This is a genomic window from Deinococcus sp. AB2017081 (assembly GCF_034440735.1).
In the GTDB taxonomy this organism is placed as follows: domain Bacteria; phylum Deinococcota; class Deinococci; order Deinococcales; family Deinococcaceae; genus Deinococcus; species Deinococcus rufus.
Genome location: NZ_CP140098.1, coordinates 1,942,062 through 1,964,493 on the forward strand (window position 1 = coordinate 1,942,062; position 22,432 = coordinate 1,964,493).

18 protein-coding genes and 1 tRNA gene are annotated in these 22,432 nt (G+C 69.1%); 16 read left to right on the forward strand and 3 right to left on the reverse strand.

Annotation, left to right across the window (positions count from 1 at the left end):
- Positions 1-3 precede the first annotated feature (3 nt).
- The 4 genes from U2P90_RS09390 to U2P90_RS09405 all read left to right on the forward strand — a co-directional run bounded on the left by U2P90_RS09390 (position 4) and on the right by U2P90_RS09405 (position 2,494).
- On the forward strand, positions 4-177 hold the full coding sequence (locus U2P90_RS09390; protein WP_295821014.1) for a hypothetical protein: 174 nt from the start codon (positions 4-6) through the stop codon (positions 175-177).
- A complete protein-coding gene (locus U2P90_RS09395; protein WP_322471894.1) occupies positions 174-1,100 on the forward strand; it encodes an MBL fold metallo-hydrolase in 927 nt (308 codons plus the stop codon). Before U2P90_RS09390 ends, U2P90_RS09395 begins: the two co-directional genes overlap by 4 nt.
- Positions 1,100-2,347: a phosphoribosylamine--glycine ligase gene (purD, locus tag U2P90_RS09400; RefSeq protein WP_322474686.1), complete on the forward strand. Its 1,248-nt coding sequence runs from the start codon at positions 1,100-1,102 to the stop codon at positions 2,345-2,347. Before U2P90_RS09395 ends, purD begins: the two co-directional genes overlap by 1 nt.
- Before the next feature lie 65 nt (positions 2,348-2,412).
- Positions 2,413-2,494, forward strand: a tRNA-Leu gene (locus U2P90_RS09405).
- A 130-nt stretch (positions 2,495-2,624) separates the two neighbouring features.
- On the opposite strand, the gene U2P90_RS09410 is transcribed toward U2P90_RS09405, so the two are convergent.
- The gene (locus U2P90_RS09410; protein ID WP_322471895.1) at positions 2,625-2,825 is read right to left on the reverse strand and encodes a hypothetical protein; all 201 of its coding nucleotides are present in this window, start codon (positions 2,823-2,825) and stop codon (positions 2,625-2,627) included.
- A 462-nt stretch (positions 2,826-3,287) separates the two neighbouring features.
- Between U2P90_RS09410 and secG the strand changes: the two genes are divergently transcribed.
- The 7 genes from secG (at position 3,288) to U2P90_RS09445 (ending at position 11,392) form a co-directional block, all read left to right on the forward strand.
- A complete protein-coding gene (gene secG, locus U2P90_RS09415) occupies positions 3,288-3,512 on the forward strand; it encodes a preprotein translocase subunit SecG (RefSeq protein WP_295821026.1) in 225 nt (74 codons plus the stop codon).
- A gap of 388 nt (positions 3,513-3,900) precedes the next feature.
- Complete coding sequence (locus U2P90_RS09420) at positions 3,901-5,664, forward strand: ABC transporter substrate-binding protein (protein ID WP_322471896.1); 1,764 nt, start codon at positions 3,901-3,903, stop codon at positions 5,662-5,664.
- A 79-nt stretch (positions 5,665-5,743) separates the two neighbouring features.
- Positions 5,744-6,724 carry an ABC transporter permease gene (locus tag U2P90_RS09425; RefSeq protein WP_322471897.1) on the forward strand — a complete coding sequence of 327 codons (981 nt, stop codon included), beginning with the start codon at positions 5,744-5,746 and terminating at the stop codon, positions 6,722-6,724.
- Between the two features lie 4 nt (positions 6,725-6,728).
- Entirely contained in the window at positions 6,729-7,874 is a 1,146-nt protein-coding gene (locus tag U2P90_RS09430) for an ABC transporter permease (RefSeq protein ID WP_322471898.1), read from the forward strand.
- 63 nt (positions 7,875-7,937) lie between these two features.
- Positions 7,938-8,984 carry an ABC transporter ATP-binding protein gene (locus tag U2P90_RS09435; protein ID WP_322471899.1) on the forward strand — a complete coding sequence of 349 codons (1,047 nt, stop codon included), beginning with the start codon at positions 7,938-7,940 and terminating at the stop codon, positions 8,982-8,984.
- Positions 8,981-10,006, forward strand: a complete 1,026-nt coding sequence (locus tag U2P90_RS09440) for an ABC transporter ATP-binding protein (protein WP_295823065.1) — start codon at positions 8,981-8,983, stop codon at positions 10,004-10,006. Before U2P90_RS09435 ends, U2P90_RS09440 begins: the two co-directional genes overlap by 4 nt.
- 102 nt (positions 10,007-10,108) lie before the next feature.
- Entirely contained in the window at positions 10,109-11,392 is a 1,284-nt protein-coding gene (locus U2P90_RS09445; RefSeq protein WP_322471900.1) for a DUF4139 domain-containing protein, read from the forward strand.
- Between the two features lie 325 nt (positions 11,393-11,717).
- Here U2P90_RS09445 and U2P90_RS09450 read toward each other — a convergent pair whose 3' ends face one another.
- Positions 11,718-12,473 carry a methylenetetrahydrofolate reductase gene (locus tag U2P90_RS09450; RefSeq protein ID WP_322471901.1) on the reverse strand — a complete coding sequence of 252 codons (756 nt, stop codon included), beginning with the start codon at positions 12,471-12,473 and terminating at the stop codon, positions 11,718-11,720.
- Positions 12,470-16,168 carry a methionine synthase gene (gene metH / locus U2P90_RS09455; protein WP_322471902.1) on the reverse strand — a complete coding sequence of 1,233 codons (3,699 nt, stop codon included), beginning with the start codon at positions 16,166-16,168 and terminating at the stop codon, positions 12,470-12,472. Before metH ends, U2P90_RS09450 begins: the two co-directional genes overlap by 4 nt.
- 777 nt (positions 16,169-16,945) lie before the next feature.
- Here metH and U2P90_RS09460 point away from each other — a divergent pair.
- From U2P90_RS09460 to hrpB, 5 genes are all read left to right on the forward strand, one after another.
- Complete coding sequence (locus tag U2P90_RS09460; protein ID WP_322471903.1) at positions 16,946-17,557, forward strand: hypothetical protein; 612 nt, start codon at positions 16,946-16,948, stop codon at positions 17,555-17,557.
- A gap of 82 nt (positions 17,558-17,639) precedes the next feature.
- A complete protein-coding gene (locus tag U2P90_RS09465; protein ID WP_322471904.1) occupies positions 17,640-18,335 on the forward strand; it encodes an SDR family oxidoreductase in 696 nt (231 codons plus the stop codon).
- The gene (locus U2P90_RS09470) at positions 18,332-19,282 is read left to right on the forward strand and encodes an NAD(P)/FAD-dependent oxidoreductase (protein ID WP_322471905.1); all 951 of its coding nucleotides are present in this window, start codon (positions 18,332-18,334) and stop codon (positions 19,280-19,282) included. The genes U2P90_RS09465 and U2P90_RS09470 overlap by 4 nt, the downstream gene beginning before the upstream one ends.
- Positions 19,279-19,905, forward strand: a complete 627-nt coding sequence (locus tag U2P90_RS09475; protein ID WP_322471906.1) for an HAD family hydrolase — start codon at positions 19,279-19,281, stop codon at positions 19,903-19,905. The genes U2P90_RS09470 and U2P90_RS09475 overlap by 4 nt, the downstream gene beginning before the upstream one ends.
- Before the next feature lie 14 nt (positions 19,906-19,919).
- Complete coding sequence (hrpB, locus tag U2P90_RS09480) at positions 19,920-22,418, forward strand: ATP-dependent helicase HrpB (protein ID WP_322474687.1); 2,499 nt, start codon at positions 19,920-19,922, stop codon at positions 22,416-22,418.
- Positions 22,419-22,432: the final 14 nt, after the last annotated feature.

Here is a 22,432-nt window from a genome sequence, read left to right on the forward strand (position 1 = left end):
CACATGGCTCTGTGGGTGCTCTTCGGTTTTATCGTGCTCAGCGCGACGTCCATCCTGCTGCTCACCCGGGGGCCGCTGCGTGCGACCCCGAGTGTCCGACCGCTGCGGATCGTGGCGGCCGTCCAGTACGCCTGCGCCATCGTCCTGGCCGGGGCCCGTCTGACGGGCGCGGCGTGAGTGCCGGCCGCGGCGGCCCGCAGCTGATCGATCTGCACTTCGAGCAGACACCGGGTGTGATCGCGTCCTACGTGTTCGACACCGGGGATGGCCTCACGGTCGTCGATCCCGGCCCGACGAGTACCCTGGCAGCGCTCGACACCGGCCTGGGTGGTATGGGGGCCAGCGTGGACGACGTCCGGCATGTCCTGCTGACCCACATCCACTTCGACCACGCGGGGGCGGCCGGGACGCTGCTGGCGCGGGTGCCGGCGGCCCGTGCGTATGTCCACGAACGCGGCGCACCGCATCTGGCCAGTCCGGAGCGTCTGTACGCCAGCGCCCGGCAGATCTACGGCGAGCACATGGAGCGCCTGTGGGGCGAGATGCGGCCCATCGATCCGGCCCGGCTGACGGTGCTGGCGGGCGGCGAGACGCTGGCCCTGGGCTCGCGTGCGGTGCAGGTGACATACACGCCCGGCCACGCCTCGCACCATGTCACCTACCAGGACGGGCCAGACCTGTACGCGGGCGACGTCGCCGGAGTGCGTCTCTCGACCGCGCAGACACCACGGGCACCGACGCCGCCACCGGACATCGATCTGGAGGTGTGGCGCGCCAGCGTGGACACCCTGCGCGGCCAGGACGCCGGGCGGGTGCACCTCGCCCATTTCGGGTCGTATGAGGCCACTGGCGCACACTGGGACGGCCTGCTGGCTGCCATGGACACCGACGCCGCCCTCGTCCGCGCCGGGCTGGAGGCCGGGCAGGCCTACGACGCCATCGCGGCCACCTTCACGGCCGCCACGCTGGACGCCCTGGCCGCCGAGGATCCCGCCCTGCCCGCCCGCTATGAGTTCGCGTGCCCGCCGTGGATGAGCGTGCAGGGCCTGATGCGTTACTGGCAGCGCCGCGCGGCCCGCGCCCAGGCGGGGGGCGCGTGATGCGCGTGCTGGTCGTCGGTGGTGGCGGGCGTGAGCACGCGATCGTCCACGCGTGTGCCCGCAGCGGCCACGAGGTGCTGTGCACGCCGGGCAATCCGGGCATCGCTCAGCTGGCCCGCGTTGTGGACAGCGCGCAGGATGCACGCTCCATCGCCAGCCTCGCGCAGCGCGAGAGCGTGGATGTCGTGATCGTCGGCCCCGAGGCGTACCTCGCGGCGGGCGTGGTGGATGCGTGCCGCGAGGTCGGCATCCCCGCGTTCGGCCCGACCCGGGCCGCGAGCCGCCTGGAAGGAGACAAGGCGTGGAGCAAGGCGTTCATGCTGCGCCACGGCATCCCGACCGCGCAGCATGTCGCCTTCAGCGCTCTCGGCGACGCCCTGGATCACGTCCAGAGCCTCCCGGTGCCCATCGTGGTCAAGGACGCGGGGCTGCGGGCGGGCAAGGGCGTGACCATCGCCCACTCGGTCGACGAGGCCCGGGAGGCGCTGCGGGAGATCTTCACCCAGGAGGGGGCCCAGGCGGTCGTCGAGGACTTCATGACCGGACAGGAGGTCACCGTACTGGCGATCTGCGACGGCGAGCGCTACGCCCTGACCCCGCCCAGCCAGGATCACAAGACCATCTTCGACGGCGACACCGGCCCCATGACCGGCGGCATGGGCGTGATCTGTCCCTTCCCCGTGGACGACGCCAGCATGGAAGTCATCTGCCGCGAGATCGTCGAGCCCACCCTGGCCGGCATGCGTGCCGAGGGCCTGGAGTACCGGGGCGTGCTCTACGCCGGCCTGATGCTCACGCCCACGGGCCCGAAGGTCGTGGAATTCAACGCCCGCTTCGGCGACCCCGAGGCCGAGGCCGTGCTGCCGCTGCTCACCTCGGATCTCGGGCAGCATGCGCTGGACGCGGCCCGTGGCCAGCTCGACCCGGCCACCGTGACCTTCCGTCCCGGCGCCAGCGCGACCATCATCCTGGCGGCACCGGGCTATCCCGGTGATCCGGTGAAGGGCATCGACCTGACGCTGCCGCCCGTGTCGGATGGAGAGGTGATCTATCACGCCGGCACGCGCCTGGGCCCGGCCGGCCTGGAGTCGAACGGTGGCCGCGTGCTGGCCGTGACCGCCACCGCCCCCACCCTGGCCCGTGCCCTGGGCGCGGCCTACACTCTGGCAGACCGGGTGGACTTTCCCGGAGCCCAGCGGCGTACGGACATCGGTGGGCGCATCGGCGTCGTGCCGGAACCGGCGTGACCGGCGTTTGACCCGGCTGCGCGGGCACGGTAGCATCCCAGACCGTGACCTGCGTGGTCGCACCGGCCGGTGTGGCGGAATGGTAGACGCACTCGACTCAAAATCGAGCGGGAGACCGTAGGGGTTCGAGTCCCCTCACCGGCACCACAGCACACCCCCCGTCCTGGACGGGGGTTTTAATCCTCGGGGCCCTGGCGCTCGGCCGGCAGCGGGCGGGACTCGGTGTCCGGTCGACGGTGATCCCAGTCACCGTGCTCCCCTCCACTGCTCCGACCCGTCAGTCTGGGGTCTTCGGATCGTCTCCCTCAGCAAGGCGTTCCGACGAGGTGGCGGGTTCCAGCGCATCCGCGTCTTCCGGCACGGGCTCGCCAGCTCCGGGCTCAGGGTGGGCGCCGCGTCCGGGCACGGCCTCCAGGGCGGTGGCGTCCTTGTCCGTCAGGGCGGTGCCGAGACTGGGGTCATCCGTGTGGCGGGTCATGCCCCAGCGTGCCTCCCCGGTGTGGCGGCCCGATGAGAGAGGCGTCAAGATCCGGGTCTGGACACCGGTGAGCGCCCGATCACGGGTTGATCACGGGGCGGCGTGCATCCTGGCACCATGACGAGGTTCAGACGATTCCTGCTCTGGTGTTCCGGACGGCCCCTGTGGATGGGGCTGGCGACCCTGGCAGACGCCGAGGGCGCCGAGTAGAGCCGTCCCGCGGTCTGGGACAGCCACGCGGCCAGGCCGGTGCGCGGGCCGGACTGCCTCGTGGTTCCTCCCCATCCGGAGGATTACGACAGGACTGAACTGGCGAACGCCGGGTGTGTATACTTCCGGGTGCATCAGTGCTGCCGGTCGATCCGGCGGGATGTCCGGGCGCCCGCGCGCCCCGTCCGACCACCGATCTGACCCTCCACGACCCCAGCGGCCGAGCGCCGTGTTCCGAGGCCTGCCATGACCCTGATTCTGAATCTGTTTCTCGTGCTCTTCGCCATCACCTGCCTGGCACTGGTGTTCTTCGTGCTGCTGCAGGTGCCCAAGCAGGCCGGACTGTCGGCCAGCATGGCGTCCGGTGGGTCGCTGCTGGGCGGCCGCGGGGTCGAGGGGGGGCTGGTGCGCGTGACCAGTGTCCTGGGCGGCCTGTTCATGCTCCTGGCGATCCTGATCTCGTTCATCTCCCGCTGAATCACCATCCGTTCCCTTCGGCCGCGCCACTGGGTGCGGCCGAATGTTTGATGCCATGAGAGCCTGACCGGTCAGTTGGCTGGGCTTCTGGAGAGCCAGCACGGTTCTGAATTGGCACACTCCACTCACCATTAGATAAAACTGTGAAACTGGGATACATCTCATTAGTGTACCTTAATTATTTTGAATTGATAACTGACTGGGAGATTCGCCTTACGGGCGTAAGCTGATCGGATTTCTTGATTAGAAAATTACGCACAATTCAAAAGGAACCCTTGACCTAACCTAGGCCGATCCATATATTGATCGCGCAGGAAACAGCACCCCTTGATCCAATCGCCCGCCAGTGACTCGCTGAACGGGTTCCTGTAGGACTTCGGAGGTTCCCATGAAGAAAGCCCTGACCCTCGCTCTGGCCCTGATGGGCACGAGTGCCTTTGCTGCTCCGTTTGTCTACCCGGCAGCGTGGACTGCCGAGCAGAACACCGCCAACAAGCGTGGCGGCGAGTTCCGCGACTACACGATCAGCGATTTCAAGACCTTCAACCCCTTCACCAGCGCCGAGGCGACCAGCATCCCGCTGACCATGGGTGCCGGAGCTGGCCTGTTCACGCAGGATCCCCGCAACGACGAGTTCATCCCGAAGATGGCTGATGGCCCCGCCACGGTCAGCAACAACGGAAAGCGTTTCGTGGTCAAGATCCGTCAGGGCATGAAGTTCAGCGACGGCCAGGAAATTACGGCTGACGACTGGGTGACCACCTTTAAGATCCACACGGACGACAAGGTCGGCAGCAACTCCTACGACTCGTTCTTCCTGAACGACAAGCCGATCACGGTCAAGAAGATCAACACCTACACCGTGCAGTTCGACTTCCCCGCCGTGAGCGCCACCGCCTACGCCACCATGAGCTACACCCCCTGGCCCGACCACGTGTTCGGCGCCGCGTACCGCTCGGGCGGCGCAGAGGGCGTGAAGAAGCTGTGGGGTCTGGGTACCGCTCCGGCACAGATCGTGTCGCCGGGCATGTGGGTGCTCTCCAGCTACCGCGCCGGTGAACGTGCGGTGCTGTCGGCCAACAAGAGCTACGGTGACTGGAACAAGGACAGCCGTGGTCAGGCCCTGCCGTACCTCGCCACCTACTCCTACCGCATCGTGGCGGATCTGAACGCCGCCCTGGCCGCGTACCTGGCCGGGCAGCTCGACGCCTACGGCCCGCGCAATGCCGACGACCTCGCCCAGATCAAGCGGGCCATCGACGGCGGTAACCTCAAGGCCTACCTCAAGGCGAACGTGAGCCCGCAGGCGTCCAGCCAGTGGATCACCTTCAACTGGAACAAGGCCAGCGACCCCGCCAAACAGAAGCTGTTCCGCGACGTGCGCTTCCGCCGCGCCATGAGCCACATCGCCAACCGTCAGGCGATGGTGCAGCTCGCTCTGGGCGGCCTGGGCCAGGAGACCTACTTCAGCACCTACCCGATCTTCAAGAACCAGATCGACGCAGGCCTGTCCGCCGGCGCGCCGCAGTACAAGTACGATCTGGCCGCCGCAGGCAAGCTCCTGGCGCAGCTGGGCTACACCAAGAAGAACAGCGACGGCTACCTTGTTGACAAGGCCGGCAAGGTGCTGGAGTTTACGCTGAGCACGAACGCCGGGAACACCACCCGCGAGCAGCTGGGCCGCATCTTCGCTGATGAGGCCAAGAAGGCTGGCGTCAAGGTCAACTTCACGCCCATCGATTTCAACACCCTGGTCGGGCAGCTGACCGCCAAGGGCGAAAACCGACCCTTTGACGCGATCCTGCTGGGCCTGTCGGGTGGCGACAACATCTGGTCGTTCGGCAGCAACGTCGTGCCCTGCGGCACCAACCTGCACTCGTACAACAACCCCACCGACGGCAAGTGCGCCACCAGCCAGGAACAGCTCATGACCAAGCTGTTCTACCAGGGTGACGCCGAGCTGAACACGGCCAAGCGCCTCGCCATCGGTGCACAGCTCATGAAGGCCGAAGGCGAACTCCAGCCGGTGATCTATCTCGTCGGCGGGTCCTACCACGTGACCTACAACGAGCGTGTGGGCGGCGAGTACCCGACCAACCTGCAGAACTCCTACTACCTGTCGCGTGATACCGCGCTGACCTTCGTCAAGTAAGCTCCCGCCTCACCCAGCTCCCAGGGGGGTGGTCTGCTCGCGCGGACTGCCCCCCAGCGCATGACCTCCCGGAGTCCCCATGATCCCATTCCTGCTGAGGCGGGTCGTCCAGTCCATTCCGACCCTGCTCCTGGCCAGCGTACTGATCTTCTTCGTGATACAGCTGGCACCCGGTGATTTCCTCACGCCGGCCCGTCTGAACCCCGGCATCAGCGAGCAGCAACTCGCCAACCTCTCTCAGAACTTCGGCCTTGACCGCCCCGTATGGCAGCAGTACCTGCTGTGGATGGGCAACATGCTGCGTGGCGATTTTGGGCTGTCGTTCCAGTACACCCAGCCGGTGCTGGACGTGATCTGGCCGCGCATCGTGAATTCGGTGTGGCTGGTACTGCTGTATATCGTGCTGTTCTATGCCATTGCCATTCCGGTCGGAGTGTTCGGGGCGGTCAAGCAGAATTCGGTGGGCGACAAGGCCGTGAACGTCGTGCTGTACTTCCTGCTGGGCTTTCCCAGCTTCTTCCTGTCGCTGATCGTGATCTACGGCATTCTGCTGCTGCGCAACAAGACAAATATCGACATACCCCTGAACGGCATGACCAGCGACAACTTCGACAGCCTGAATGCGGTTCAGAAGGTGCTGGACGTGCTCAAGCACCTGATTATTCCCGCGCTGGTGCTGGCCGTCACTGACGCCGCTGGGCTGACGCGTGTCATCCGGGGGCAGATGCTGGAGGTCATGCACGCCGACTACATCCGCACCGCGCGGGCCAAAGGCGTGTCAGAGCGTACGGCCATCTGGAAACATACGTTCAGGAACGCCATCGTGCCCATCGTCGCCGGCATCGGTGGCCTTCTGCCGGCGGCCGTCAGCGGCGCGGGCTTCGCCGAGGTCGTGTTCGCATACCCCGGTATCACGCCCATGCTGCTCACTGCCATCAACACATCGGATCTGTACCTTATCGCCGGATTCACGGTGATCGTCACGATCCTGCTGATCGTCGGCAATGCCCTGAGCGACATTCTCCTAGCGGTCGTTGATCCACGCATCAAGGTCGGGTGAGGAGGTGACGACCACCACTCCCAGTACGCCCGTCGCCCGCACCAGCCGCCCCCGTGGGCAGTCGCAGTTCGCCGTCGCGTGGGGCCAGTTCCGGAAGAACCGGCTCGCACAGACCGGCGGCGTGCTGATCATCCTGCTCTACCTGATGGCAATCTTTGCGCCCTTCATCGCGCCAGACGGCCTGTCGAACTACTCGACGAGTAACATCACTAAATTCCACCCGCCCACCCCGGTGCACATCCGCGATCCGCAGACCGGGGCATTCACCCGGCCCTTCGTGTACCAGTACACGCAACAGTTGAACCTGGACACCTTCGTCAACGAGTACAGGCCCACCAACCAGAAGTGCCCCATCTACTTCGGTGTGCGCGGTGATTCCTACAAGATCCTGGGGTTCATTCCCGGATCTCTGCACCTGTTCGGCACCGGCGTGGACGTCCCGACCTGCAAGGTCTACCTGATGGGCGGCGAGGCCCTGGGCCGCGACCTGTTCACGCGCATTCTCTATGCGTCACAGATCAGCCTGACCATCGGTGTGGGCGCGGTCGTGCTGAGCACAATCATCGGGCTGTTCATGGGGGCCATGGCCGCGTTCTTCGGCGGCATAGTAGACACGGTGATCATGCGAATGGTCGAGGTGATCGCCGCAATTCCCTACCTGTTCCTAATCATCCTGCTGCGCTCAATCTTCCCCAAGAACATCAACCCGATCCTGGCGCTATACGTCATCCTGGGCATCCTGGCCTTTATCAGCTGGGGCGGTCTAGCCCGGGTCACGCGGGGGCAACTGCTCAGCGTCCGGGAACTGGATTTTGTCGCAGCGGCAAAGTCTCTGGGTGCGAGCGACAACCGGATCATGATTCGCCACATGCTGCCCACCATGACCACCTACGTGATCGTGGGCCTCAGCCTGGGCATTCCAGCCACGATCCTGACCGAGTCGGGCCTGAGCTTCATCGGCATCGGGGCCGTCGAGCCCTACGTGAGCTGGGGTAGCCTGCTCAGCCAGGCGCAGGAGGGCGGACTTTCCAGCCTGAACTCCCGGCCATGGGTGCTCATTCCGGGTTTCTTCATCGTGTTCACGGTAGGGTGCTTCCAGCTGCTCGGAGACGGCCTGCGCGACGCCTTCGACCCCCGCAAGCGCCAGTAACCAATATTCCAGTATAGGCAATTCGAAATGTATGATGCGTGACGTGCATTTCCCGGAGGAACCATGACCCATCAGGGCGAGACCCTACTGGCCGTGAACGGCCTGAAGACCTACTTCTACACCGACGACGGCGTCGTCAAGAGCGTGGACGGCGTGACCTTCCACATCAAGAAGGGCGAGACGCTGGCGGTGGTGGGGGAATCCGGCTCCGGCAAGTCCGTGACCAGCCTGTCCGTCATGCGCCTGATCGCCATGCCGCCGGGCAAGATCGTCGAGGGCGAGATCCTGTTCACCGGCAAGGACGGCGTGCAGAAGAACCTCGTGACGCTGCCCGAATCCGACATGCGCAAGATCCGGGGCAACGACATCTCCATGATCTTCCAGGAGCCGATGACCTCGCTGAACCCCGTGTATACCGTCGGGGATCAGATTGCCGAGGCCGTGCAGCTGCACCAGGGCAAGAACAAGAAAGAGGCCCTGGGCGTCGCCACCGACATGCTGCGCTTCGTGGGCATCCCTGCCCCGGAGAAGCGCGTGCACGAGTACCCGCACCAGATGTCCGGCGGGATGCGTCAGCGCGTCATGATCGCCATGGCCCTGAGCTGCAACCCCGCCCTGCTGATCGCCGACGAGCCCACCACGGCGCTCGACGTGACCATCCAGGCGCAGATCCTTGATCTCATGCGCAAGCTCCAGACCGACATCGGCATGAGCATCCTGTTCATCACACACAACCTCGGCGTGGTCGCCGAGATGGCCGACCGTGTGGTCGTGATGTACGGCGGTCGTGTGGTCGAGGAGGGCGACGTGGTCGAGATCTTCAAGGCCCCGCGCCATCCGTACACGATGGGCCTGCTGAACTCCATCCCGCGCCCCGGCGAGTACGAGCACATTCCCGGCCAGCCCAAACCCCGCCTGGAGGCCATCCCCGGCAACGTGCCCAACCCGCTGAACCTGCCGCCCGGCTGCTCCTTCGAGCCGCGCTGCAAATTCGCCGTGCCGGAGTGCTCCAAGGCCGTACCTGCGCTGGAGGACACCGGACACGGGCACATGGCCCGCTGTATCCGCTGGAAGGAATTCGAGCAGGCCCAGGCCGAGGTGACCGCATGACCGCCGCCCCCAGCACCTACACCGGCAAAGACCGTGGCATGGCCGCCAAGGGCGACACCCTGCTGGACGTCCAGCACCTCGAGAAGTACTTCCCGATCCGCGGCGGCCTGCTCTCGCGCGTGGTCGCGAACGTCAAGGCCGTGAACGACATCTCGTTCACCGTCAAGCGTGGCGAGGTCGTCGGTCTGGTCGGCGAGTCCGGCTCCGGCAAGACCACCGCCGGGCGCGCCATCCTGCGCCTGATCGAACCGACCGGCGGGCAGGTCATCTTCAACGGCACGGACATCACCAAGCTGTCCAAGGCGCAGATGCGCGACTACCGCCGCGAGATGCAGATTATCTTCCAGGATCCCTTCGCCAGCCTGAACCCCCGCATGACCGTCTCGGACATCATCGGCGAGGCCATGCAGATCCACAACCTGCACCCCGGCAAGGGCCGCATCGACCGGATTGCGGAGCTGCTCCAGCGCGTCGGCCTGCGGCCCGAGCACATGCGCCGCTACCCGCACGAGTTCTCCGGCGGCCAGCGCCAGCGCATCGGGATCGCCCGCGCCCTGGCCGTCGACCCCACCTTCATCGTCGCGGACGAGCCCGTCTCGGCGCTCGACGTGTCGATCCAGGCGCAGGTCGTGAACCTCATGCAGGATCTGCAGGAGGAGCTGGGCCTGACCGTGCTGTTCATCGCGCACGACCTGCATGTCGTGGAATACATCTGCGACCGCATGATCGTGATGTACCTGGGCCGCATCATGGAGATCGCGCCCAGCCGCGAGCTGAACACCGCGCCCAAGCACCCCTACACCGAGGCGCTGCTGTCCGCTGCTCCGGTGCCCGACCCGACCGTCAAGCGCCAGCGCATCATCCTGGAAGGCGACATTCCCAGCCCGATCAACCCGCCGTCGGGCTGCGTGTTCCGCACCCGCTGCCGCTACGCGATCGAGGAGTGCGCGCACACCGTCCCGGAACTGCGCGAGGTCAGCCCCGACCACTTCAAGGCCTGCATCCGCGACGACATCCTCTGACGTCCGGTACGTCCATCCCGCTCCTCTGGGGCGGGATTTTCCTGTTCCGATTCTGACTGAACCTCTCACATCTCACAATTGAGTCCGGCGCAGCATGGCGGCATGACCAAACGCGCGCTCCTCGCCGCCGCCCTGCTCGCCTCCACCGCCCACGCCACCGACCTGCGCATCTACCCCAGCTTCACCGAGGTGCGTCAGCCCGTCACGACCACCGGCACCACCCTGGACGTCACGCTGCCGCAGGCCGCGTGGGAGAACGTCCTCGCCGGCTCCCTCGACCTGGAGGGCCTGCCCTTCACGAGCGCCGCGCAGACCCTCCAGAGCAACTGGCTGGCGGGCCTGGAAGGCCAGACGGTCTACCTGCGCCGGGGCGACGCCACCGAACCCGTCACGCTCGTGCGCGCCCGCGACCTGCTCGTCAAGGACGCTCAGGGGCGGTACTTCAATGTGCGCTTCGAGGAGCTCTCGTTCACCGCGCCCCCGCCCCTGAACCCGCAGAGCCCCAGCCAGACCCTCACGTACACGCTCCCGAAGGCCGGCAGCGGCACCCTGACGTACCTCACCCGGGCCGTCACGTGGTCGCCGCGCTACACGCTGCGGGCCAGCGACGCCGGGGCGCAGCTCGCTGCGCTTGCCGACCTGCGCAACGGCACGGAGCTCCCGTACGACGTGAAGAACACCGAGCTGTACGCCGGCGACGTCACCGTGCAGGCGAACCCTGCCGCAGAAGCTGCCGGATTCGCCAACGACGCCGTCATGCGCGCCGTGCCCAGCGCCGCCGCGCCCGCCCCCAAGATCACCACCCAGGGCGAACTGCGCGGCCTGACGCGCTACGACCTCACCACGCCGTTCACGCTGCCGGCCAACTCCGTCATCACCCTGCCGTTCCTGACGCCCAAGCTGACGAAATTCGAGCGCTACGTCGGCCTGGAGACCTTCTTCAACACCGGCACGCAGGACGGCACCCTGAACCGCTTCTACCGCCTGGAGGCCGACCAGCGCCTCCCCGCCGGCCCCCTGACCGTCCGCGAGGACGGCCGCCTCGTCGGCCAGACCCAGCTGCCCGACACCCGGCAGGGCGGCACCATCGACTTCACCCTCGGCGAGGATCCCGACGTCGAGTACACCCGCACCGCGCAGCTCGTGAAGCAGGACAAGGACGCCAAGGGGAACGTCACGCGCACCACGTACAAGGTCACGTACGCCTTCGAGAGCAGCAAGGCCCGCGCCATCCGCGCCGAGATCACCGAACGCATCGGCGGGCGGATCATCATCATCGACTCGCGCACGCCTGTCCAGAATCAGGGTCTGGCGGAACTGAAGGTCGAGATCCCGGCGAAAGGCAAGATCAGCCGGAGCTTCACGGTCGTGATCGCGAACAACTGACAACAGGGTGTGGTGCGGCCTCCTCGTGTCGGGGAGGCCGTTTTCGTGGTGCTGGCTCGGATCGTCCCACCCCCCAACCCCCTCCCAGAGCGGGAGCAACGCTGCGCTGGGCAAGAGGGTCATTCGATGCCGCATCTGAGGGTGGGGCGCTGGCGTGTCCGGCCTCGACGCGATGCCCAGCCGAGGTGGAAGGCCCGGATGCTGCGCGTCCAGGGGCTCATGGCCAGGGGCGGTGGGCCGAGGGGTAGGACGGTTCGGCAGGCTCCACGGTTTATTTGCGAGGCTCAGGCGGCAGCACTTCAGCTGCCGCGCGGCCCATCCTTCCCTACAGAATCCCCGCCAGATACTCCTGCACGTCCACCTTCACGGGCATGAAGTACGCGTTCTGGCCGCGCTCGCGGGCGAAGGCCAGCAGGTCGGCGGCGAAGGCGCGGTTGCACTCCAGGGTGGGGGTGAAGGTGCGGGGGAAGACCGCGTGGTTGCGCGCCCGCCAGTATTTCAGGCTGGGTTCGGTCAGGATGCTCGTCGCGCCCCACCAGACCTGGGTGCCGTCGGGGATCAGGTCGCTGTAGGCGTCCATGACGCGCAGGTCGAAGAACGGCTGCGTGAAGAATCCGGCCGCGCCGGCGTCCAGCTTGCGCTCCAGGTAATCGCGTTCCCGCGCGAAGGACTGCCGGTACGGGTCGAGGCCCGCATAGACCGTCAGGTGCGGCGCGTCCCGGCGCAGGCGGCGGATCAGGTCGACGGCGTCCTGGTCGTAGACCTTCGCGCTCATGTCGGCGGGCGCGTCCCCGGTCACGACGAGCACCTCCGTGATGCCGTGCTCGTCCAGCGCGGGCAGGAACGGCAGCGGCTCGCGCGGGTCGAAGTCCACGGCGCGCAGGTGCGGCACCGCCCGGTACTGCGGCCGCGCGAACGCGCATCCCAGCCACGACCGCAGCGAGTACCGCGTCAGGTCGGGAATGTTCACCGTGTCCACGCCCGGGAGCGCCGCCACCACCTGCGCGATCTCGGCCCGCAGGCCGGAGCGGGAGCGGGGCACGAGTTCCACGGACACGCGCGTCGTCGGCGAGTCCGTCACCGGGCCACCTCAGGCACCTTCGCCGGGTCGTAGGCGAGGATCGGGCCCAGCCAGCGCTCGGCCTCGTCCAGCGGCATGCCCTTGCGGCGGGCGTAGTCCTCCACCTGATCGCGGCCGATGCGGCCCACCGCGAAGTAGCGGGACTCGGGGTGCGCGAAGTAGAAGCCAGACACGGCCGCGGCAGGCCACATCGCGCAGGACTCGGTGAGTTCCAGGCCGATCTCCTGCGCGTCCAGCAGGCGGAACAGGGTGCGTTTCTCGGTGTGGTCGGGCTGCGCGGGGTAGCCGGGCGCGGGGCGGATGCCGTCGTAGCGCTCGCGGATCAGGTCGTCGTTGCCCAGCGTCTCGTCCGGCGCGTAGCCCCAGTGCTTCGTGCGGACGTCGCGGTGCAGCTTCTCAGCGAAGGCCTCGGCCAGCCGGTCGGCGACCGCCTTCACGAGGATGGCGTTGTAGTCGTCGTGCTGCGCCTCGAACACCGCTGCCAGCTCGTCCGCGCCGTGAATGGCGACCGCGAACGCGCCGATGTGATCGCCGTGCGGCGCGACGAAGTCCGCGAGGGCCACGTTCGGAGTGGTCTGCTCGCGCTGCTGGCGCAGGGTGTGCAGGTGCACCACGCCGGGCAGCGCCTCGCGCCCGGCGGCGAGTTCGTGCGTGGCGAAATCCAGCGTCTCGCCCGCCGGAATATCCTGGCCGACCTGCACGGCGATGTCGTCGCCGTCGCGCGTGGCGGGCCACAGGCCGATCACGCCCCGCGCGGTCAGCAGGCCCTCGTCGGTGGCGCGGTGCAGCAGGGCCTGCGCGTCCGCGAACAGTTTCCGCGCCTCCTCGCCGCGCAGGGGGTCGGTGAGGATGTTCGGGTAGATGCCCTTCATCTCCCACGCGATGAAGAAGGGCGTCCAGTCGATGAAGTCCAGCAGCTCCGCGATGGGCTGCTCGATGACCTGACGACCCGGCTCACGCGGGGCTGGCGGGACGGTGGGGGAGAGCTGCGGGGCGCGCTCGCGGGCGGCCTCGATGGGAATCAGGCGGATGTTGCGTTCGCCGTGCCGTTCACGCAGCGCGTCGTACTCCTCGCGGATGCGTTCTTGCACGCCGCGCGGGTCGGCCAGCAGGTCGGCGGTGGTCGTCACGGCGCGGCTGGCGTCCAGCACGTGCACGACCGGGCCGGGGTACGCCGGGTCGATCTTCACGGCGGTGTGGGCGCGGCTGGTGGTTGCGCCGCCGATCAGCAGGGGCTGGGTCATGCCGCGGCGCGTCATCTCGCGGGCCACGGTGACCATCTCGTCCAGGCTGGGCGTGATCAGGCCGCTCAGGCCGATCACGTCCGCGCCGATGCGCGTGGCCTCGTCGAGGATGCGGTCGGTCTGCACCATCACGCCCAGGTCGGTGACCTGATAGCCGTTGCACGCGAGCACCACGCCCACGATGTTCTTGCCGATGTCGTGCACGTCGCCCTTCACGGTCGCCATCAGCACCCTGCCCTTGCCGCCCGCCTCCTGCTTCTCGGCCTCCATGTACGGCGTGAGGTACGCCACGGCGCGTTTCATCACGCGGGCGGACTTCACGACCTGCGGGAGGAACATCTTCCCGGCCCCGAACAGGTCACCCACCACGTTCATGCCGTCCATCAGCGGCCCCTCGATGACCAGCAGTGGCGAGCCGAGTTCCTGGTAGGCCTCCTCGGCATCGGCGTCCACGAAGTCCGCGATGCCCTGCACCAGCGCGTGCTTCAGCCGCTCCTGCACCGGCAGGTCACGCCACGGGCTGCCCGCGCCCACCTCACGCCTCACGCCCTTGTATCGGTCGGCGAGTTCCAGCAGGCGTTCCGTGGCGTCGGGGCGGCGGGCCAGGATCACGTCCTCCACGGCGTCGCGCAGTTCGGGGGCGATGTCCTCGTACACGGCGAGCATCCCGGCGTTCACGATGCCCATGTCCAGTCCCGCGCGGATCGCGTGGTACAGGAACACGGCGTGCATCGCCTCGCGCACGTGGTTGTTTCCCCGGAAGGAGAACGACACGTTGCTGATCCCGCCCGACACCAGCGCGCCCGGCAGGTTCGCCTTGATCCAGCGGGTCGCCTCGATGAAGTCGATGGCGTAGCGGTCGTGCTCCTCGATGCCGGTGGCGACGGTCAGGATGTTCGGGTCGAAGATGATGTCCTGCGGCGGGAACCCCACCCCCTCGGTCAGCAGGCGGTAGGCGCGGGAGGTGATCTCGATACGCCGTTCCAGGTTGTCCGCCTGCCCCTGCTCGTCGAAGGCCATGACGACCGCCGCCGCGCCGTAGCGCCGCAGCAGGCGGGCGCGTTCCAGGAACTTCTCCTCGCCGTCCTTGAGGGAAATCGAGTTCACGACCGCCTTGCCCTGCACGCGCTTGAGGCCCGCCTCCAGAATCTCCCACTTGCTGCTGTCCAGCATCAGCGGCACGCGGCTGATGTCCGGCTCGCCGGCGAGCAGGTTCAGGAACTTGACCATGGCCGCCTCGCCGTCGAGCATGCCCTCGTCGAAGTTCACGTCCACGATCTGCGCGCCGTTCTCGACCTGCTGCCGCGCGATCTTCAGGCCCGCGTCGAAGTCCCCGGCCAGGATCGCCTTCGCGAACTTGGGACTGCCGGTCACGTTGGTGCGCTCGCCGACGTTCACGAAGTTCAGTTCCGGCGTGACGTTCAGCGGTTCCAGGCCGCTGAGGCGCAGCACGGCGGGCTGCTCGGGGGCCACGCGCGGTGTGATCTCGCGCACCGCGTCGGCAATCGCGCGGATGTGTTCGGGCGTGGTGCCACAGCACCCGCCCACGATGTTCACGAGGCCCTCGCGGGCGAAGTCGGCCAGCACGCTCGCCGTGTGCTCGGGCGTCTCGTCGTACTCACCGAAGGCGTTCGGCAGACCGGCGTTCGGGTGCACTGACACCAGTGCCTCTGTGTTCGCGGCGATCTCGCGCAGGTGCGGGCGCAGCAGATCCGCCCCCAGTGCGCAGTTCAGGCCCAGGCTGAACAAATTCGCGTGCCCCGTGCTGATCGCGAAGGCCTCCGGCGTCTGCCCGCTCAGGGTGCGCCCGGAGGCGTCCGTGATCGTCCCGGACAGCATGACCGGCAGGGTCTTTCCGGTGCGGGCGAAGGCCTCCTCGCACGCGAACAGCGCCGCCTTGGCGTTCAGGGTGTCGAACACCGTCTCCAGCAGCAGCAGATCCGCGCCGCCCTCGATCAGGCCCTCGGCGGCCTCGGTGTACGCGGCCACCAGATCGTCGTACGTGACGTTGCGGAACTCCGGGCGTTCCACGTCCGGCGAGAGGGTCGCCGTGCGGTTCGTCGGCCCGATGCTCCCCGCCACCCAGCGGGGTTTCCCGTCACGGGCGGTGAACTCGTCGGCGACATCGCGCGCCAGCCGCGCGCCCTGCACGTTCATCTCGCGCGCCATGTTTTCCGTTCCGTAGTCCGCCTGACTGATGGTTGTGGAGTTGAAGGTGTTCGTGCTGGCGATATCCGCCCCCGCCTCGAAGTACGCGCGATGCACGGCGCGGATCACGTCCGGCTTCGTCAGTTGCAGCAGGTCGAAGTTCCCCCGGTACATCCGCAGGGGATCGGCCCCGTCCCAGCGGAAGTCGGCCTCGGTCAGGCCCGCCTGCTGGAGCTGCGTGCCCCACGCCCCATCGAGAATCAGGATCCGTCGTTGCGCCTCGGCGCGAATATCCGTGCTCATCGTCCACCTCTGATCGAAAAAAGCCGCCCCTCGGCGGCCTCTGTAGTCGTTGCGCTCATGCGCCGCCCCTTGGCCATCGTCCCCGCTCGCGCCATCGTCAGCGCACCCACGCGGGTCTTTCCTGTCAGCACCGCTGCCGCAATGGGGGCCGGTTGCCACGCCATCACAGGGCAGGAAAGGCCCTCCGGCGACTCTGGATGACCGCGCCCAGGGGGCACGATACGGGCAGGATAGCGCACGCCCAGCGCGGCAAAAGGGGGGTGGGGTGGACAGGGGGCGGTCGGCGGGCTGCACCCGGCCATCCAGTGGTGAGAACGAACCGCCGGACGCCCCGGCCCTCGCCCCCTGGGGGACAGCAGCGCCGGGGCCTCGGATGGCGGGAGCCGCTGGGGGCTGGTCAATGTGCTCGGCGTCGACCAGACCGGTGGCGGCCCATGGTCGCCGCTCCGCAGTCCTGCTGGGCGACGCCTGCGGACGGCCCGGCGCAGTGCTGCGCGGAACCCAGCTACGCCAGGACGTACGACGCGCAGGCTGTCACGATTCCTGCCATTGCAGGCAGACGCCTGGCAGGCCACCGCAGCGTCGGTGTGTCGGCACAGGTCGCTGCTGGCGCGGTGCGGGAGGCTGCGGGTGTTGGGGCCGCCGGCCACGCCCGGATCGTTACCGGAGGGAGGCCGAGGGTCGCCGACACGCAGGCCGTCCCGGGTCACCTGGGGCACGTGCCCGGTGCCGGCGCCGGCCAGCGCTGACGTGTCGCGGCGCGGGGTAGGCTGGATCATGTTCTCCACGTCACGGGTGCTCCTGACCGCGCTGGCCCTGGCCGGCGCGGCGGGGGCCAGTCTCCAGTCCGCCCCGCCCGAGATCCCCGCGCTCCCGCCGGAGCTGCCGCCCGTGCAGGGCCAGCCGGCGGCCCCCGTGCCCCTGGAGCCAGCCCCCCTCGAGACCGTGCCCCCGGCGCTCGTGGTGCCTCGGCCCTCCAGGCCGGTTCCGACCCGGCCCCCGGTCGCCCTGGACGGCGTGACCGCCACGCTGTTCGTGCCGCGCACGGTCACAGGAGCCCTGAAGCTCACCTTCACCGTGCGCAGCACCCGCCCGGCCCCGGTGGTGTTCGGGGTACGGCGCGACAACGACCAGAACTGCGCTTTCGCGCCGCTGCTGCGGGTCGTCGAGGTCGGTACCCAGCGGGTCGTGTATCCGGTGGCCGGACAGCAGCGGCTGTGTACGCAGGAGGTCGTCACCAAGTCCACGGCGGTCAGCGGCAACGTGTCGTTTACCCGCACGTTGACGCTTCCGGCGGGCGAATACATGCTGGAGAGCTGGCTATCGGCGCGGGTGGGCGGCGCGGCGGTGCGTGTGCCGGCCCGGCCCGTGCGCGTGACCGTCCGGTAGGCCGGTGGGGGAGGTTCGCATCCCCCGCACTCTGTTGGAGGGGCAGCAGTCCGGGCGTCCGGGTGTGCGTTAAGGTCAGGCCATGACCGCCACCCAGCGACCCGTCACCCTCATCACTGGCGCGGCCGGTGGCATCGGCCATGCCCTGGCCCGCGTGCTGGCCCCCCAGCACGACCTGATCCTCAGCGGCCGGGACGACGGGCGGCTGGCGACCCTTCAGGCCGAGGTCGGCGGCGCGGTGCTGCCCCTCGACCTGACCCGGCCAGAGACCTTCGAGGCCGCCGTGGCCGGGCTGGGCCGCGTGACCAACGTCGTTCACAACGCGGGCGTGGGCGACCTGGGGGCCGTGGCGGACGTGGGCCACGCCATCTGGACACACATCCTGGCCGTGAACACGGTCGCGCCGGCCGAGCTGACCCGCGTGCTGCTGCCCCGCGTGCGTGACGAACGGGGCCGCGTGGTGTTCGTGAACTCCGGCGCGGGCCGCACGGCGAATCCTGGGTGGGGAGCCTACGCGGCCAGCAAGTTCGCCCTGCGTGCCCTGGCCGACGCCCTGCGGGCCGAAGAGGCGCCGCATGGCGTGCGTGTGGGCACCGTGTATCCGGGCCGCACGGCCACCCCCATGCAGTCACACGTGCGATCCCAGGAGGGCGGCGAGTACCGCCCGCAGGAGTACCTCGATCCGGTCAGCGTGGCCCGCGCCATCGCGTTCATGCTGGCCGCGCCGGACGACGCCGACCTCACGGAGCTGATGATCCGGCCGGGGCCGCGTCCGTGACCGTCGCCCCGCCCGATCCAGCCGGGTACGACGTGGTCGTGGTGGGGGCTGGCCCCGCCGGGCTGAGCGCTGCCCTGACCCTGGGGCGGTCACGCCGCCGCGTGCTGCTGCTCGACGGCGGCCCGCCCCGCAACGCCGCGTCCGGGGCCGCGCACGGCCTGCTCACCCGCGACGGCATTGATCCCGGCGACCTGAAGGCGCGGGGGCTGGCCGATCTGGAGCCCTACGACGTGACCGTGCTGTCCGAACCGGCCCGCGAGGCGCGGGCGGTGCCCAGCGGGTTCTGCGTGCGGGCGGGGCTGTCATGGGTGCCGGCCCGGCGGCTCCTGCTCGCCACGGGCGTGCGGGACGTCCTGCCCCCGGTGGCGGGTCTGCGCGAACGCTGGGGCCACGGCGTCTACCACTGCCCGTACTGCGACGGCTGGGAGCACCACGGCCGGGCGCTGGCCGTGTACGGGCGCGGGCAGGGCGGCCACCACCTCGCCCTGACCGTCCGCGCGTGGTCGGAGCGCGTGACGCTGCTCACCGACGGGCCGTCCCTGCTGACCCCCGAACAGGAGACCGACCTGCGCCGGGTGGGGGTGAAGGTGCGCGAACACGTCATCCGCGCCCTGACGGGTCAGGATGGGGTGTGTGCCAGCTTCCACGGGGCCCCGCCGCTGGCGCTGGACGCCGTGTTCGTGTCGCCCGAGCAGCAGCAGGGCAGTCCCCTGGCGGCGAGCCTGGGCTGCACGCTGAACGAGGCGGGGCGGGTGGTCGTGGACGACCTGGGCCAGACCAGCGTACCGGGCGTGTGGGCGGTGGGCGACATGACCGGTGCGCCGCAGTACGTCGTCCAGGCGGCGGCGGCGGGAATGCACGCCGCGACCTGCCTGAACACCAGCCTGATCCACGAGGAGGTCGCGCAGCGCGGTGCGGCCTTCCACAAGGGGCAATTGCCGGAGTGAAGGCCGTTCTCTTCGATCTGGACGGCACGCTGCATGACCGGGCGGCCACGATCCGCGCATGGCTGGAGGGGCACGTGCAGCGCTTCGACCTGCCGCCGGGCTACGGCGCCCGTTTTCTGGAACTGGACGACTTCGGCTACCGCCCGAAGGCTGAAGTCATGCCGCTGCTGGTACAGGAATTTGGGTTGTCCCATCATCCAGATGCGCTGTTTGCCGATTTCTGGACACATCCAGACAGTGCCGTCACGATGCCCCACGCGCACGACGTCTTGCGGATGCTCCGGGCAAACGGTGTGAGGGTCGGAGTGGTGACGAACGGCTGGGTCGACGCGCAGACCCGCTGCCTGAATGCATGTGGCCTGACTGATCTTCTCGACGACATCGTCATCAGCCGGGAGGTCGGCCTCAGCAAGCCTGATCGGCGCATCTATACGCTGGCGCTGGAACGGCTGGGCGTGGCGGCGGCGGATGCGTGGTTCGTGGGCGACTCGCCGCGCAACGACGTGTGGGGGTCGCAGCAGGTCGGTCTGCGGGCCGCGTACCTGCCGACCGGGCACGTCCTGACGGACGAGGTGCCGGACGCCACGCTGCGCGACCTGCGGGACGTCCTCACGCTGAGCTAGGCCGGAGCGGTAGCATTCCCCGCGTGACCGCGCCGACCGACCTGCCCATTGCCGAGGTGATTCCCGCCGTGCGGGAGGCACTGGCGGCACACCAACTGGTGGTCGTGCAGGCTCCGCCGGGCGCGGGCAAGAGCACCGCGCTGCCGCTGGCACTGCTGGATGAACCATGGCTGGCCGGGCAGGGCATCGTGATGCTCCAGCCGCGCCGCGTGGCCGTCCGCGCCGTCGCCGCCCGCCTGGCCGAGGGCCTGGGTGAGACCGTGGGCGGCACGGTAGGCTCGCGGGTGCGCTTCGAGTCCCGCGTGTCGGGCCGAACCCGGCTGGAGGTCGTCACCGAGGGCATCCTGACCCGCCGCCTGCAACGCGACCCGGAGCTGCGCGGCGTGGGGCTGGTGATCCTCGACGAGTTCCACGAGCGCAGCCTGAATGCTGACCTGGCGCTGGCCCTGTTGCGCGAGGTGCAGGGAGCGCTACGCGACGACCTGCGGGTGCTGGTGATGAGTGCCACGCTGGACGCCGGACTGCCCGGCCGCCTGGGAGCCCCCCTGGTCGCCAGCGAGGGTCGGGCGTACCCGGTCGAGATCCGCTATGCCGCCACCGACCCCACGGGCCGCATCGAGGACGCCGTGGCGCGGGCGGTGCGCCGGGCGCTGGAGGCCGACACGGGCGACCTCCTGGCCTTCCTGCCGGGCGTGCGCGAGATCCGGGCGGCGGCGGGGCAACTCGCGGACGTGGACGCCGCCGTGCTCCCGCTGTACGGCGACCTGCCCCTGGAAGCCCAGCAGCGTGCCCTGCGGCCCGATCCGGCCGGGCGGCGGCGCGTGATCCTCGCCACGTCGATTGCCGAGACCTCGCTGACCATCGACGGTGTGCGGATCGTCGTGGACAGCGGCCAGAGCCGCACACAGGCCTTCGATCCGGCGACCGGGCTGACAAGCATGGTCACCACGCGGGTCACGCGGGACGCGGCCACGCAGCGGGCAGGCCGGGCAGGCCGCACCGCGCCGGGCACTGCGTACCGCCTGTGGAGCGAGCGCACCCACGCCCTGCTGCCCGAGTCCCGCGTGCCGGAGCTGCTGGAGGCCGACCTCGCCCCCCTGACCCTGGAACTCGCGCAGTGGGGGAGTCCAGACCCGGCTGCGCTGGAGTGGCTGGACGCGCCGCCCGCCCCGCGCATCGAGGCCGCCCGCACGCTGCTGCGCGGCCTGGACGCGCTGGACGACACGGGCCGGATCACCCCGGAGGGCACCCGCCTGCTCGACTTCCCCACGCACCCCCGGCTGGCTCACCTGCTCGCCACCGGCCATGCCACGGGGCGCGGTGCCCTGGCCGCCGACGTGGCCGCGCTGCTGGAGGAACGCGATCCCCTGCCACCGGGCAGCGGCAGCGACCTGACCGAGCGGGTAGAGGCCCTGCGGAACTGGCGACAGCGCCGGGGCCACCGGGGAGACGCCGCCGTGCTGGAGCGGGTCGAGCGCCTGTCACGTCAGTGGCGGCAGGGGCTCGAGGTGGCCCCGGACAATGATTTGCCGGGCGCGTGGGACGTCGGGGAACTGGTCGCGCTGGCGTACCCCGAGCGCGTGGCCCTGGCCCGCGAGGCCCAGACCGGCCGACCGCCGGGCCGGTTCCTGCTGGCCGGTGGGCAGGGGGCGGCCCTGCCGGAGGGCGACGCCCTGGCGGGTGTCCCGGCCCTGGCCGCCGCCCACGTCGATGCCCGCCACGCCGAGGCCCGCATCTACCTCGCCGCCCCCCTCGATCCGGCCGCGCTGCGAGGGCACGCCACCTGGGTCGATGCCGTGCGCTGGGACACCCGTACCGGTACCCTGATCGCCCAGCAGGAGCAGCGGCTGGGAGCGCTGGTGCTGGACACCCGCCCGCTGCGCGACCTGCCCCCCGCCCAGCGCGTCACGGCCCTCGCGGACGCCATCCGCGCCGAGGGGCTGCACCTCCTGACCTTCCCGGCGGACGCCGCGCAGTTGCGTGCCCGTGTCGGATCGCTGCGCTTCTGGCACTCCGACGAGGCCTGGCCCGACCTGTCCGACGCCGCGCTGCTGGACACGCTGGAGGAGTGGCTGGGGCCGTCCCTGGGCCGTGCCCGTACCCGCGACGACCTGGGCCGGGTGGACGTCCGCTCCGGTCTGACCGCCCGGCTGCCGTGGAACCTGACCCGCGAGCTGGACGACCGTGCCCCCACCCACGTGACCGTCCCCACCGGCAGCCGCATCCGGCTGGAATACCGCGTGGGCGAGGCTCCCATCCTGGCCGTGAAGTTGCAGGAGCTGTTCGGACTGGCCGACACGCCGGCTGTCGATCATGGGCGGCAGCCAGTCTTGCTGCATCTGCTGTCACCGGCGGGCCGTCCGGTGCAGGTCACGCAGGATCTGCGGTCGTTCTGGAACTCGTCGTATTTCGAGGTCAGGAAGGACTTGCGCGGGCGCTACCCCAAACACCCGTGGCCGGACGATCCGTGGTCGCACCGCCCCATGAAGGGCGTGACCCGGCGGGGCGTGTAGCGAGGGCTTCTGCG